The sequence below is a fragment of the Paenarthrobacter sp. NPDC090522 genome, assembly GCF_044769225.1.
In the GTDB taxonomy this organism is placed as follows: Bacteria; Actinomycetota; Actinomycetes; order Actinomycetales; family Micrococcaceae; genus Arthrobacter.
Genome location: NZ_JBIVXL010000002.1, coordinates 182252 through 196601 on the forward strand (window position 1 = coordinate 182252; position 14350 = coordinate 196601).

Below are 14350 nucleotides of genomic sequence, written 5' to 3' on the forward strand. Positions count from 1 at the left end.
ATGCGGCTCCGGAACGCAGCGCGGTGGCCGCTGAAAAGTCGAATGGTTCGGGGCAGCTTGGTGTGTGGAACGCTGTCTGTGGATAAATGGAACTACTCCGTCGCCATGCCTGCACCGGCCGTGCCGAATGTTGCTGGTTTTCTGTGGACTCTTGTCACGATACTAATGCCAACCGCCGTGACCAGCGGCGCGACGCAGCCGCCGGCAGGCCTGCTTTTGGCCGTCCTGTTGCTGCGTTCCCGCTACTTTTGCGGGCCCGTGACGTCCCGCAGGGCGTAGATCCCCTCCAGGACTTTTTCATTGGACCGCGGCGGCCTGTAGCTGTCGCGCAGGCCCTTGAGGAACCCTGCCACCAGGACTTTCCGGTTGGATGAGGACGCAATGGTCCGCGTCCAATTCCGCAGCGATGCACCAGTGAAAAGAATCTTCTCCCACGGGGCCAGAGCGTTGGACCGCGTGTAGACCCACAGTTTGTTGCGGACCTCGTAATAGAAGCGGGGACCGGGATCCGCGCCGGCGTCGCCGAATACCTTCGTGTGGTGGTTGGCGACGGACGCGTCGGTTGTCAGCGCCACACCGCGCCGGGATACCCGGGCCGTGAACTCGAGGTCGTCATTCCAGATGAAATAGTCGGCAATCGGCAAACCGTGGCGCCTGATCTCCTCCGCATGAACCAGCACGGAGACAAACGAGGCACTGCGGATCTGGGTCGCACCTACCCGCGTGGCCGCAACCCGCGCCGATTCAGCGGCACCGATCCTCGGCCGCATGCGGTTCATCGGATGGTCGCGGCCATCGGTCCACACCACCCGGCTGGCAATGAAGGCCGGAGTCTCCCCCGTTTGCCGGGCGTAGCCCTCGGACACCTCCAGGGCTTCACGGAGGGCACCGGGTTGCGGCTCGGTGTCATCGTCCATGATCCACACATGGTGGGCGCCATGGTCCAAAACGGCGCGTTCCATCCCCACCACAAACCCACCGGCGCCGCCCACGTTGGTGTTCAAGGTGACTACATCGGTAGGCACCGGACCCGCGTAACTGCGCAGGAAGTCGGCAGTTCCGTCGGTGGAGGCATTGTCCACAACGACGACGGCGTCCGGCACCTGCGTGCCGGCGGCGATGCCCGCCAAGGTTGTCTCAAGGAGTTCGCGCCGGTTGTAGGTCACCACGACGGCGACCACCACGGGTTTTGACATTACTTCCCTTTGGTCTGGGATGGCTGGAAACGCCTGCGGATCAAAAGGCCCGCCAGCTTCCACGGTTCAACGAATACTCTGTAGGCCACCCGGCCCGGGTGCAGCACCAGGCGCCAGGCCCATTCGAGGCCCAGCCGTCCCAGCCAGCGGGGTGCAAGCTTCTGGACACCGGCAACTTGTTCGATCGCTCCACCCACAGCGCAATAGACGGCAGGTGGCAGCTGCTGGATCCTCCGTTGCAAGACCATTTCCTGCAACGGCATGCCGAGGCCCAGCAAAACCAGTTGGGGGCGATAGGACGCGAGCCAGTCAACCACGGCGTCCTCAAGTGTTCCGTCCCAGCCTTCGCCGGGCATGCCGTCCACCGTAGCACCCGGGATGATCGTGCGGAGCTTGGCGACTGCCTTGGTATTGGCGTCACGTCCGGCGCCGATCACTGCCACGCGTTCCAGTCCTGCCACGCCGCCCAATTCCGGAATCCAGTCCATGGATCCCATCCGGAAAGCCATGGTTCCCTGGCCCAGGGGTTTCAACTGCTCCCTGTGGGCAAGGCCCCACAGCATGGCTACCGGAGCACCATCCAGAAGCACAATCTCGCTGTTGTCATAGAGCCCACGGAAGTCCGGACGGGAATGGAACAATGTGACGCTGTGCAGGTTGTGCCCCAGGACGGTGCTGGTTTTGCCATCGGCGATGAGGCGTCCGAGCGCTGCAACCACCCCGTCGGCGCGCAGCGGAGTGGCGTCGACGTCAAGGACGGGGACGCGCTGGCGTTCGGGAATCATTCGGGGATGGCTTCGCGCGCGGCCCCGGACGATGGTCCTGTTTCCCCGTCAGCCGCAGCCGTTGTGGGCGTGGTTTCCGAGGGAGCCCCAAGGTCGCTTTCGGACGGTGTTTCCGCAACGCTTTCGGACGGTGTTTCCGCAACGCTGGCGGATGATGTTTCGGCGACACTTTCGGACGCCGCATCGGTGACGCCCCCGGCGTCGGCCTCGTTCTGGTCCCCGGATGCTTCCGGAGCCCCCACTTCGCCCACGCCCAACACGGAGGGCACTATGTCCCGCAAGCGGTCCAGGGAAATGGCTCCTTGGCGCACCACCTTGAAGGGGGTGGAGGTCGCGTCCACGATCGTCGAAGGGACGGCGGCCGTGCCTTGGACCGGCCGGAAGCCACCCTCAAGGTACACCTCCACCGATTCCGCCAATTGCAGGCGTGCTTCGGAAGCGGTTTGCGCGGCTTCCTGGCCAGTGCGGTTGGCCGAGGAGACGGCGAGCGGACCGGTGAGGCCAAGCAGTTCCAGGGCGAGCTCGTCATCGGGCATACGCAGGGCCACGGTGCCCTTCGTATCTCCGAGGTCCCAGTCCAGCGAAGGCTGCGCATGGAGGATGAGCGTCAGGCCACCCGGCCAAAAAGCCTGTGCCAGGGCCCGGGCATCAGCCGGAACATCGGTGGCCAGTCCATCCAAGGCGTTGATCCGAGGGATCAGGACAGGAGGAGGCATTTGGCGGCTGCGGCCCTTCGATGCCAGCAGCATGGTCACCGCGAGCGGAGAGAAGGCGTCTGCCGCGATGCCATAGACGGTGTCCGTAGGCATCACGATGCACTTCTTTTCGCTGATGGCACGCTGCGCGTGCTGCAGCCCTTCAGCCCGCTGGTCATCGGAAGTGCAATTGTAGGTTGTGGTCACAGCGCTATTCTTTCACTCGTTGGGAGCGGTCTTTGCCAGCACTGCGCTCGTGGCACGTTCCTTGCCATTGAGGTCAAAGTGCGTCGTAATTTCCTGCCAGTGGCCGGCGCGCCGCAGCATGCCGGCGATCCATGCCGCCTGGACTTCCGCGTGTTCCATCACAAAGTAGCCCCCGGGCTTCAGGAGGCGGGCTGCAGAGGCGGCTGCCGCCGTCGGAAGTTCCATCCCGTCGGCTCCCCCGCCGTACAACGCTTCGGGGGGATCGTGCAGGGCGACTTCGGGTTCGTTGGGGATGGCTTCGGCCGGAATGTACGGCGGGTTGGAAACGACGGCGTCAAAGGTTCCGTCGTGCTCGGGCAACGCATCCCGGAGATCGCCCGCCACCAAGGTCACACCCAAAGGTTCCAGGTTGCCGGCAGCCCAGGCGTGGGCCAAGGCACTGAATTCAACGGCGTAGACGTCGGCCCCCGGGATCTCATGCGCGATCGAACCGGCGATTGCGCCCGATCCCGTTCCGAGGTCCACCACTTTGGGGGCGGACACCCCTGCCAGCCGGTCGATCACCAACTGCACCACGGATTCGGTTTCGGGCCGGGGAATAAAGACACCCGGTCCCACGCGCAACTCCAGGTGACGGAAGTAGGCGACGCCGGTAATGTGCTGCAGCGGCACGCGTCCGGCACGCTCGGCCACCAAGGCGGCGTAACCCTCCGGTGCCGGCGAATCGCCAAGCAGCAACGCACGCAAGCGTCCAAGGCCCACGTTCAGGAGGTGGTCGGCGAGGAGCTCGGCGTCGACCCTCGGGGTGGGAACGCCGGCGTCGGACAAAACAGCCGTGGCCTCACGGACGGCGTCCGCGAGGCTCTGGCCAGGGTAGAACGGCATGGCTTGTGCTACCGGCTTTACTCGCCGATGGCGTCAAGCCGCGATTGCTCATCCATTTCGATCGCCGACTGGATGACCGGTTCCAGGTCACCGTTCATCACGGCGTCCAGGTTGTACGCCTTGTAGCCGGTGCGGTGGTCCGCGATGCGGTTTTCCGGGAAGTTGTACGTGCGGATGCGCTCGGAGCGGTCCATGGTGCGGATCTGCGACTTGCGCTGCTCGGAGTTCGCTGCGTCGATCTGCTCCTGCTGGTGCGCAAGGAGCCTTGCCCGCAGGACGCGCATGCCGGCTTCACGGTTCTGCAGCTGCGACTTCTCGTTCTGCATGGCCACGACGATGCCTGTGGGCAGGTGGGTGATGCGGACCGCGGAGTCGGTGGTGTTCACGGACTGACCGCCAGGACCCGAGGAACGGTACACGTCGATCTTGAGGTCGCTCTGGTTGATCTCAAGTTCTTCGGGTTCATCGACTTCCGGCAGCACCAGGACGCCGGCGGCAGAGGTGTGGATGCGTCCCTGCGATTCGGTCACGGGAACACGCTGCACGCGGTGCACACCACCTTCGAACTTCAAACGGGCAAAGACGCCTTCGGCGGGATCGTTCGAGTTGCCCTTGATGGCGACGGAAACGTCCTTGTACCCGCCCAGGTCGGACTCGGTGGCAGAGATCATTTCCGTCTTCCAGCCGCGGGATTCCGCGTAGCGCATGTACATGCGCAGCAGGTCGCCGGCGAACAGGGCAGCCTCGTCGCCGCCTTCACCGCCCTTGACTTCAAGGATCACGTTGCGGGCGTCATCCGGGTCACGCGGAATGAGGAGCCGCCGCAGCCGCTCCTGCGCCGCGGGAATCTGTTCCTCGAGCTGCTCCACTTCGGCAGCGAAGTCCGGATCCTCGGCAGCCATCTCCTTGGCGGCTTCCATGTCATCGTTGAGCCCGCGCCACTTGTTGTACGCCTCCACGATGCCCTGGAGCTGGGCAGAACGCCGCCCCAACTTACGGGCTACGGACTGGTCGGCGTAAACAGCAGGATCGCTCAACTGTGCCTGGATGGCAGCGTGCTCATCAAGCAATCCCTGGACGGACTCAAACATTTTTCAAACCTCTTTCGACTCGTACAAGTCTAATTACTGCGGCGTCGGGCCAATGACACAGGGCTGGAGCCCGCATTGATCCTTCAGGAGACCCGTGCCGTCGTCGAGCATTTTGCCAACCCGCGAAGGCGGGCCGAAAGCGGAACGAGCCGCTGACTCTGCTGCCCCGGGAGTGCGTTCGATGACTCCCAACCTTCGCAAGCTCAGGTCGGGGCCCTCGTCATCTCTCTTAGGGCCTGCCGGAGCGTGGTGGCAAAGTCCGAAAGGACTTTGCCACCACGCGTAGGGGCGGGGGCAGCAGAATCAGCGGCTCACCAGAGCAGCTATTTGTCGTTGTCCGACTTTGCTCCAAGCGTCGTCTTCTGGACCTGCATGAGGAACTCGACGTTGCTTTGCGTTTCCCGGATCTTGTTGGTCAGCAGCTCGAGGCTCTGCTGCTGCTCCAGGCCGGAGAGGACGCGGCGCAGCTTCCACATGATCTTGACTTCTTCAGCCGAGAGCAGGTTCTCTTCGCGGCGCGTGCCCGAAGCGTTGACGTCCACGGCCGGGAAGATGCGCTTGTCCGCCAATTGGCGGGACAGGCGAAGTTCCATGTTGCCCGTGCCCTTGAACTCTTCGAAGATGACCTCGTCCATCTTGGAACCGGTCTCGACGAGCGCGGTGGCCAGGATGGTGAGCGAGCCGCCGTTTTCGATGTTGCGGGCAGCACCGAAGAAGCGCTTGGGCGGGTACAGGGCTGCGGAGTCCACACCACCGGACAGGATACGGCCGGAAGCCGGTGCCGCCAGGTTGTAGGCACGGCCCAGGCGGGTCATGGAGTCGAGGAGGACCACCACGTCCATGCCCATTTCCACCAGGCGCTTGGCGCGTTCGATCGACAGTTCGGCAACCGTGGTGTGGTCGTCGGCGGGACGGTCGAAGGTAGAGGCAATGACCTCGCCCTTGACGGTCCGCTGCATGTCCGTGACTTCTTCGGGACGTTCGTCAACCAGCACCATCATGAGGTGGACCTCAGGGTTGTTGGTGGTGATCGCGTTCGCGATGGACTGCAGGATGAGCGTCTTACCGGCCTTCGGCGGGGAGACGATCAAGCCACGCTGGCCCTTGCCGATCGGGGCCACGAGGTCGATGACGCGGGGGCCGATCTTCTTGGGGTCCGTTTCCAGGCGCAGGCGCTCGGACGGGTACAGCGGGACGAGCTTTGCGAACTCGACGCGGTCCTTCAGTTCTTCAGGCGTCTTGCCGTTGACCGAGGTGACGCGGACAAGGGCGTTGAACTTTTGGCGGGAGGACTGCTGGTTGCGGTCTTCACCGTCACGCGGCGCACGGATGGCACCTACAACGGCGTCGCCCTTGCGGAGGTTGTACTTCTTGACCTGCGCCAGGGAGACGTAGACATCGTTGGCACCCGGGAGGTAGCCCGACGTCCGGATGAATGCGTAGTTCTCCAACACGTCCAGGATGCCGGCTACGGGCAGAAGGACGTCGTCATCGGTAACCTCGACGTCGTCCACATCGGGTCCCTGCGCACGTCCGCGGCGACGCTCGTTGCGGTCGCGGAAGCGGTCACTGCGGCTGTTGCCGTCCCGGTTGTCCTGCCCTCCCCGACGATCACCGCGATCGTTCCGGTCGTTCTGGTCATTGCGGTCGCGACGGTTGCGGCGACTCCGGCGGTTGCCGCCGTCTTCGGCGTCGTTACTGTCCTCGCGGCGGTTGCGGGAATTGTCACGGCGTTCACGCTGCTGGTCACCGCTCTCGGCCTGTTCGCGCTGCTCGGAACGCTCACCGCGGGTTTCGCGCTGGGGCTGTTCGGTGCGGGCTTCGCGCTGTTCGGTTCCGCGCTGTTCGGTGGCACGCTGCTCGGTGCTGCGCTGCTCGGTGCCGCGGGAGTCCGGTGCCGGCTGCTCGGCAGCGGGTGCCTCTGCAGTCTCGGCTGCGGGAGCGTCATTACGACGGCGGTTGCGCGTCCGCGGCTGGCGGCGCTCGGTTCCGGCTTCAGCTGCTTCAGGCGCTGCCGGAGCCTCAGCGGCGGGAGCAGAAGCGGCCTCGGCGGTAGCTGCAGCAGCTTCTGCTGCGGCCACGACGCCGTCGCTGGTGGCACGACGGCTGCGGCCACGGCCACGGCGGGGTGCCTCCTGGGCCGCTGCTTCCGGAGCGGCCTCGGTTGCAGGAGCGTTGCTGTCAGCCGGCTTTGCTTCGGCGGCAGGGGTTTCCTTGGGTGCGGCCGACTTTGCGGCAGCAGCCTTGGTGGGCGCCTTTGCCGTGGATGTACCGGCACGGTGGGCGGAAATGGCGTTGACCAGGTCCCCCTTGCGCATACGGGATCCCCCGGAGATGCCCAGCTGGCTGGCAAGAGCCTGGAGCTGGGCGAGCTTAAGGCCGGCAAGGCCGCTGCTCTTGGTGGTTGCTGCCGTTGACGACTCGGCAGCAGAAGATGTGGTGTCCACAGCTGAAGCCAGCTCAGTGGTTTCTGTCACGAAGGATCCTTCCCCCTCGACGGCGCCCGGAACAAGAGCCGGACGCGATGATTTGTTCTAGGCTGCAGTTCAGATCTGCAACCGTTGATTTTGGCCGTGCCTGATGGATTGTGGCCAACAGGGCCGGATACTGATCGTCTTCACTGGATCCAGTTGCCCGGACAGCCGACTGAATTTTCAGGAAACAGAGAGAGTTCTGCGGCACCTGAGACAGGCCGGAAGGAGACGGCACCGCCAGACGTTGGCACAGTTGACGAAAGGTACGGCGAAACCACCGAGATCCAAAATCAGGGAACTGCCCGCGGCTTTACCGCCGGTGCACTTCCACTCTAGCACCTTCAACGTCCACAGCCAGCGTCATCACACGCCAGGCAACCTCGGGTGTGTTGGCCACCGTGAATCCGGTGATGTGTTCGGTGACGGCATCGGCCTCAGCCGGGCCATTGGCCAGCACCATGACGGTGGGTCCTGCGCCCGAAACCACCGCGGCAAAACCTGCCGCACGCAAGGACGCGATCAGGTTGGCGCTGGGGCGCATGGCCTCGGCGCGGTAGCTCTGGTGCAGGTAGTCCTCGGTGCCCGGCAGCAACAACGCCGGTTGTGTGGTCAGGGCGTGGACCAGCAGTGCGGCCCGGCCCGAGTTCATGGCAGCGGCGTGGTGGCCGACGGAGGCCGGCAGGAGGCCACGGGCCGTCTCGGTGGAGAGCTCATAGTCCGGAACGGCCACCACGGGAACCACCGATGGCGCGACGTCCGCGCGGGTGCTGCTGTACTGCTCGCTGTCCTGCCATGACAGCGCCAGTCCGCCGAATATCGCGGGTGCGACGTTGTCCGGGTGCCCTTCGATTTCACTGGTCAGCTGCAGGATCCAGTCGCGGTCCTTGCGGGCCTCTTCGGGAACCAGCCCGTTTGCGGCGGTTACTGCGGCAACAACTGCCGAAGCAGACGATCCCAGGCCCCGGCCGTGCGGATTCACGTTGTCAGCGATGATCCTCAGGCCGCCGCGGACGTACCCGAGGCGTGCCAGGGCCAGGTCGATGGCGCGTACCACCAGGTGCGACGCGTCGCGAGGCAAAGTATCGGCCCCCTCACCGGAGAGCTCGAATTCGAGCTCTCCGGTGGACAGGGTTTCCACCGTCAAGGTGTCGTAAATGGACAGGGCCAAGCCGAGGCTGTCATAGCCGGGACCCAGGTTGGCACTCGTTCCGGGGACCTTGACGGTCAGCCGCTGGCCTGCCGCGACGAGCGCACGATCAGTCGCGGTGGGCTGCGTTGTTTCCACTCTTACTTTTCTTCCAGTCCCAGTTCTGCTGCAACGGTGACGACGTCGTTCGGCACCTTGACCGGCTGGACATCGCTGCCGTCCTCGGTGCGGAGGGCCCACTGCGGGTCCTTGAGGCCGTGGCCGGTAACCGTGATGACAATGGTCTTCCCGGTGGGCACATCGCCCGCGGCGTGCTTCTTGATCAAGCCTGCGACGCCGGCCGCTGAACCAGGTTCGACGAAGACGCCTTCCTTGGAAGAAAGCCAGCGGTGCGCGGCAAGGATTTCCTCGTCCGTCACGGCTTCAATCAGTCCGCCGGATTCGTCCCGGGCTGCCACGGCAGTCTCCCACGAAGCCGGGTTGCCGATGCGGATGGCCGTGGCAATGGTGTCCGGTTCCGTAATGGGGTGGCCGGCAACAAACGGCGCAGCCCCGGCAGCCTGGAAGCCCCACATGACCGGAGTCTTGGTGGAAACCGCAGGCAGCGTGCCATTGGCTGTCTCGAAGGGGGCAGAGTACTCCTTGTAGCCCTTCCAGTAGGCGCTGATGTTTCCGGCGTTGCCGACCGGCAGCACGTGGATGTCCGGGGCGTCGCCCAAGGAGTCCACTACCTCGAACGCACCCGTCTTCTGGCCCTGGATACGGGCCGGGTTCACGGAGTTCACCAGGAACACGGGGTAGGACTCGCCGAGCTTGCGGGCGATGTCCAGGCAGTCGTCAAAGTTGCCGTCCACCTGCAGCAGCGTGGCGCCGTGGGCGATGGCCTGGCTCAGCTTGCCCATGGAGATCTTGCCTTCGGGCACCAGCACGGCGCACTTGAGGCCGGCGGCCGTGGCGTAGGCCGCAGCGGAGGCGGAGGTGTTGCCCGTGGATGCGCAAACAACCGCTTTGGCTCCGGCCTCCACGGCGGCCGTCATTGCCATGGTCATGCCGCGGTCCTTGAAGGAACCGGTCGGGTTCATGCCTTCGACCTTGAGGTACACCTGGGAGCCCGTCAGCTCAGAAAGCTTCTGTGCGTGGACAAGAGGAGTGCCGCCCTCGCCGAGGGTGATGACCTTTGTGGCTTCCGTTACCGGCAAACGATCAGCGTATTCGCGGATTACTCCGCGCCATTGGTGAGCCACTTAGACCCCTTCTACCCGCAGTACGGATGTCACAGAATTGATGACGTCAAGGCCCTTCATGGCCTCGACGGTTGCTGCGAGTGCAGCTTCGGATGCCCGGTGCGTCACGATTTTCAGCTCAGCCGACTCAACCTTGGATGCGGAATCCCGGTGGATCGTCTGTCGCATGATTTCGATGGAGACACCGTTCTCCGCGAAAATGTGGGCGATGCGTGCCAGGACACCGGCTTGGTCGGCGACGTCCAGGCCGATGTAGTAGCTCGTGTTCGAGGCATCAACCGGGAGCGCCGGAACATGGCCCGTGGTGGTTTCGGTGCGGCCCGGCCCGCCAAGGACCAACCGGCGCGCGGCGGAGACGAGGTCGCCCAGGACGGCAGAAGCCGTGGGAGTTCCGCCTGCGCCCTGGCCATAGAACATCAGCTCACCGGCGTTCTCGGCCTCGATGAAGACGGCATTGAACGCGCCACGGACTGCAGCGAGCGGGTGCTCGCGCGGCAACAGGGTGGGGTGGACACGAACCGAGATGCCGCTGCCGTTGTCCGAGGCCTCGATCTTCTCCGCGATGGCCAGGAGTTTGATGACGAAACCGGCTTCCTTGGCAGACGCGATGTCCTCGGCGCTGACCTTGGTGATGCCTTCGCAGTAGACGTCATCCAGCGAGAAGCGGGTGTGGAAGGACAGGGAAGCCAGGATTGCGGCCTTGGCAGCGGCGTCGTGGCCCTCGACATCGGCGGTGGGATCAGCCTCGGCGTAGCCAAGGCGCTGGGCCTCGGCCAAGGCGTCGGCGAACTGGGCACCCGTGCTGTCCATCTGGTCCAGGATGAAGTTGGTGGTGCCATTGACGATGCCCAGCACACGCGTGATGCGGTCGCCGGAAAGGCTGTCGCGGATGGGCCGCAGGATGGGGATGGCCCCGGCTACAGCGGCTTCGTAGGACAACTGCACGCCGGCCTTGTCCGCCTCTTCGTAGAGCGTGGGACCGTCCTGCGCCAGGAGGGCCTTGTTGCCGGTGACAACGCAGGCGCCGTTCTGGATGGCCGTGAGGATCAGGGAACGGGCAGGCTCAATGCCACCCATGAGTTCGATCACCAGGTCGGCGTCCTTGACCAAGGTCTCGGCGTCGGTGGTGAAGAGTTCGCGTGGAAGTTCCACATCACGGGGCGCGTCGATGGTGCGCACGGCAATACCGGACAGTTCCAGGCGGGCACCACTGCGGGCGGCGAGGGCGTCGGCGTCGTCAATCAGAATCCGCGCGACCTGGGCCCCAACGTTGCCACAGCCCAGCAGGGCCACCTTCAGGTTTCGCACTTCAGACATTCGCCACTCCCATGTCGCGGTTCAAGAGATCTTCTTCGGTTTCCCCGCGGACAATGAGCCTGGCGGCTCCGTCGCTTACAGCGACAACGCCGGGCCGGGCCAGGTAGTTGTAGTTGCTGGAGAGGGCCCAGCAGTAGGCGCCGGTACCCGGTACTGCGAGCAAATCACCGGCTGCCACATCCGCGGGCAGATATACATCTCTAACAACTATGTCGCCGCTCTCGCAATGTTTGCCCACTACGCGGGACAGCTGCGCAGCCGCCTCGGAGCCGCGGGAAGCCAAAACGGCCGAATAATCCGCGTCGTAAAGCACCGGACGGGCGTTGTCGCTCATGCCACCGTCCACCGACACATAGCGGCGGGGATACGTAACGTTCTCCTGGCCTTCATGCCCCGTTTCGGCATCCACGCGAAGCGTCTTAAGGGTTCCCACTTCGTACAGAGTGAACGTGGTGCTGCCCACGATCGCCCGGCCGGGTTCGATGGAGATGCGCGGGGCCTCGATACCAAGTTCCGAGCAGGTGGAACGTACGACGGCGGCCATCGCCTCCGCGATTTCCGCTGCGGGGCGGGGAGTGTCCACCGGCGTGTAGGCAATTCCGTAGCCGCCGCCGAGATCGAGCTCAGGCATGACGATGGCGTATTTGGACTGCATGGCCGCCTGGAAAGCAAGGAGCTTCCTGGCTGCGAGGGCGAAGCCATCGGGCTCGAAAATCTGGGATCCAATGTGGCAGTGCAGGCCCAGAAGTTCAATGCTTGCGTACGAGGTTGCTGCTGCCACGGCCTCCTCGGCTGCGGACAGGCCCGCTTCCTCAGTTGAATCACCGGCCATGGACAGCCCGAATTTCTGGTCCTCATGGGCGGTGGCAATGAACTCGTGGGTGTGGGCGTGCACGCCGGGCGTCAGGCGGAGCATGACCTTGGCGGTTTCGCCCCGGCTGGACGCGATCTTGGCCACGCGTTCCAGCTCGTCGAGGCTGTCCACCACAATGCGGCCAAGCTTCATGTCCAGGGCCCTGTTGATTTCGGCATCGGACTTGTTGTTGCCGTGCAGGCTCAGGTTGCCGCCCGGCACCCCGGCACGCGCTGCGACGGCCAACTCTCCGCCCGAGCAGGTGTCCAGGCGCAGGCCCTCGTCGGTAACCCAGCTGGCCACGGAGGTGCAAAGGAAGGACTTTCCGGCGTAGTAGACGTCCACTCCCCCGCAAATGTCGGCGAAGGCGGCGTCGAAAGCGTCTTTGAACGCCCGGGCACGTGACCGGAAGTCCGATTCACTCATGACGAACAGCGGGGTGCCGAACTGCGCCTTGAGTTCGCTGACGGACAGGCCATCGATGGTGACCTCGCCAGCGTGGTTCCGTTCAACCCCTGCAGCCCACAGGGGTTCCTGCAGGGCATTGAGGTTTTCCGGTACTGCGAGCCACCCGGGGGCGAGCGGGGAGGAGTGTTCAGTCATGGTTCCTACATCCGTTCCGGCGCCGAAACGCCCAGCAGTTCAAGTCCGTTGGCCAAAACCTGGCTGGTGGCGTCATTGAGCCACAAGCGCGTGCGGTTGACGTCCTGGACCGGTTCATCGCCTTGCGGCGACACACGGCAGGCGTCGTACCAGCGGTGGTAAGCGCCGGCAATGACCTCCAGGTGGCGTGCCACACGGTGCGGTTCGCGCAGTTCGGCCGCCTTCGCCACGATCGACGGGTAGCTGCCCAGATAGGAGAGCAGCTCATTCTCGGTGGCGTGATCCAGCAATGCCGCGTCAAAGACGGAGCGGTCCACGCCGGCCTCGGCCGCGTTACGGGCCGTGCCGCGTGAGCGCGCGTGGGCGTACTGGACGTAAAACACCGGGTTCTCGTTGCTGTTCTTCTTGAGCAGCTCCGGGTCCAACGTCAGCGGCGAATCGGCGGGGAAGCGTGCCAGGGAGTAGCGCACGGCATCCTTGCCCAGCCAGGAAATGAGGTCCTTGAGCTCAATGATGTTGCCGGCCCGCTTGGACAGTTTGGCACCGTTGACGGAAACCAACTGGCCAATGAGGACCTCGATGTTCACCTCGGGATCGTCACCCGCACAGGCTGCAATGGCCTTGAGGCGGTTGATGTAGCCGTGGTGGTCGGCGCCGAGGAGGTAGATCTTCTCGATGAAGCCGCGGTCCTTCTTTGAAAGGTAGTAGGCGGCATCTGCGGCGAAGTACGTCGGTTCTCCGTTGGCACGGATCATGACCCGGTCCTTGTCATCACCGAAATCTGTGGTGCGCAGCCACACCGCACCGCCGTCGTCGAACACGTGGCCCTGCTCCCGAAGGCGGGCCACGGCAGCCTCGATCGCGCCGGCGTCGTGCAGTTCCTTTTCCGAGAAGAAGACGTCGAAGTCCACGCCGAACTCGCCCAGCGTGTTCTTGATGTCCACCATTTGGGCCTCGTAGGCAGCGGCGCGGATCACCGGAAGCGCGGCCTCGTCGGTCAATTCACGGATGTCCGGGTGGGCCTTCAGGACTTCGTCACCCAGTTCCATGATGTATTCCCCGGGGTAACCACCCTCGGGTACCCCGCGGCCGTGGAGCCGCGACAGCACGGAATTGGCGAAGACGTTCATCTGCGAACCGGCGTCGTTGATGTAGTACTCGGCTGTGACGTCTGCGCCGGAAGCACGCAGCACCCGTGCGATCGCGTCACCCAGGGCAGCCCAGCGCGTATGCCCGATGTGCAGCGGGCCGGTGGGGTTGGCGGACACGAATTCCATGTTGATGATGTGGCCTGCGAGCGCCTGGTTGGTTCCGTAGGACGGACCGGCTTCCACGATCACCTTGGCGAGCACCCCGGCGGCAGCGGCATCCACCGTGATGTTGAGGAAGCCGGGACCTGCGATTTCCACGCCGGTCACTCCAGGTATTTCCTGCAGGCGGTTGCTGAGGATTCCGGCGAATTCCCGCGGATTGGTGCCTGCCTGCTTGGCCAGTTGCAGGGCGATGTTGGTGGCCCAGTCTCCGTGATCCCTGTTCTTGGGTCGTTCCACTCGGACGTCGTTGGGAAGGGCAGATTCCGCCAGGGCAATTTCACCGGCGGCTACGGCGTCCTTAAGGCAGGTGGATATGGCAGTGGAGAGTTCTTCGGGAGTCACGCATCTAGCCTACCGGGGGCCCGCAAAGACGCGGAATTTGGACGGCCGTATGTGGGTAACCTGCCCACAGCGGGGACACAGGAAAGGACGCCTGCCGGCACAGGGTGAACCATTACGCTGAATCCGACGTTGTTGAAGACGTAAGAGGTGGCCATGAAGTCATCAACGATCAAACCGAACCCAGCCCCATCCCAGCAG

The 14350-nt window shown here is 64.3% G+C and carries 11 protein-coding genes; all 11 read right to left on the bottom strand.

Features of this window, described 5'->3' with window-relative positions; genetic code table 11:
• Window positions 1-242: 242 nt before the first annotated feature.
• Window positions 243-1196, bottom strand: coding sequence for a glycosyltransferase (locus tag ACIQT2_RS02960; protein WP_402943435.1), 954 nt, complete (start codon window positions 1194-1196; stop codon window positions 243-245).
• Entirely contained in the window at window positions 1196-1981 is a 786-nt protein-coding gene (locus ACIQT2_RS02965) for a WecB/TagA/CpsF family glycosyltransferase (protein WP_402943438.1), read from the bottom strand. Before ACIQT2_RS02965 ends, ACIQT2_RS02960 begins: the two co-directional genes overlap by 1 nt.
• Window positions 1978-2883 (bottom strand): L-threonylcarbamoyladenylate synthase, encoded by a 906-nt coding sequence (locus ACIQT2_RS02970; RefSeq protein WP_402943441.1) that lies wholly within the window; start codon window positions 2881-2883, stop codon window positions 1978-1980. Before ACIQT2_RS02970 ends, ACIQT2_RS02965 begins: the two co-directional genes overlap by 4 nt.
• A 12-nt stretch (window positions 2884-2895) precedes the next feature.
• Complete coding sequence (gene prmC / locus ACIQT2_RS02975) at window positions 2896-3768, bottom strand: peptide chain release factor N(5)-glutamine methyltransferase (RefSeq protein ID WP_402943444.1); 873 nt, start codon at window positions 3766-3768, stop codon at window positions 2896-2898.
• Between the two features lie 17 nt (window positions 3769-3785).
• On the bottom strand, window positions 3786-4859 hold the full coding sequence (gene prfA, locus ACIQT2_RS02980) for a peptide chain release factor 1 (protein WP_400268983.1): 1074 nt from the start codon (window positions 4857-4859) through the stop codon (window positions 3786-3788).
• 323 nt (window positions 4860-5182) lie between these two features.
• Entirely contained in the window at window positions 5183-7336 is a 2154-nt protein-coding gene (gene rho / locus ACIQT2_RS02985) for a transcription termination factor Rho (RefSeq protein WP_402943447.1), read from the bottom strand.
• A 307-nt stretch (window positions 7337-7643) separates the two neighbouring features.
• A complete protein-coding gene (thrB, locus tag ACIQT2_RS02990; RefSeq protein WP_400330195.1) occupies window positions 7644-8618 on the bottom strand; it encodes a homoserine kinase in 975 nt (324 codons plus the stop codon).
• A gap of 2 nt (window positions 8619-8620) precedes the next feature.
• A complete protein-coding gene (thrC, locus tag ACIQT2_RS02995; RefSeq protein ID WP_402943450.1) occupies window positions 8621-9724 on the bottom strand; it encodes a threonine synthase in 1104 nt (367 codons plus the stop codon).
• Window positions 9725-11041 (bottom strand): homoserine dehydrogenase, encoded by a 1317-nt coding sequence (locus ACIQT2_RS03000; protein WP_400330190.1) that lies wholly within the window; start codon window positions 11039-11041, stop codon window positions 9725-9727.
• Window positions 11034-12497: a diaminopimelate decarboxylase gene (gene lysA / locus ACIQT2_RS03005; protein WP_402943452.1), complete on the bottom strand. Its 1464-nt coding sequence runs from the start codon at window positions 12495-12497 to the stop codon at window positions 11034-11036. The genes ACIQT2_RS03000 and lysA overlap by 8 nt, the downstream gene beginning before the upstream one ends.
• A gap of 5 nt (window positions 12498-12502) precedes the next feature.
• Window positions 12503-14152 carry an arginine--tRNA ligase gene (gene argS, locus ACIQT2_RS03010; RefSeq protein ID WP_402943455.1) on the bottom strand — a complete coding sequence of 550 codons (1650 nt, stop codon included), beginning with the start codon at window positions 14150-14152 and terminating at the stop codon, window positions 12503-12505.
• Between the last annotated feature and the right edge of the window lie 198 nt (window positions 14153-14350).

Excerpts from the sequence above, each read along its gene's own strand:
- ACIQT2_RS02960 (WP_402943435.1), bottom strand. The coding sequence starts at position 1,196 with ATGTCAAAACCCGTGGTGGTCGCCGTCGTGGTGACCTACAACCGGCGC.
- ACIQT2_RS02965 (WP_402943438.1), bottom strand. The coding sequence starts at position 1,981 with ATGATTCCCGAACGCCAGCGCGTCCCCGTCCTTGACGTCGACGCCACT.
- prmC (WP_402943444.1), bottom strand. The coding sequence starts at position 3,768 with ATGCCGTTCTACCCTGGCCAGAGCCTCGCGGACGCCGTCCGTGAGGCC.
- prfA (WP_400268983.1), bottom strand. The coding sequence starts at position 4,859 with ATGTTTGAGTCCGTCCAGGGATTGCTTGATGAGCACGCTGCCATCCAG.
- ACIQT2_RS03000 (WP_400330190.1), bottom strand. The coding sequence starts at position 11,041 with ATGTCTGAAGTGCGAAACCTGAAGGTGGCCCTGCTGGGCTGTGGCAAC.
- lysA (WP_402943452.1), bottom strand. The coding sequence starts at position 12,497 with ATGACTGAACACTCCTCCCCGCTCGCCCCCGGGTGGCTCGCAGTACCG.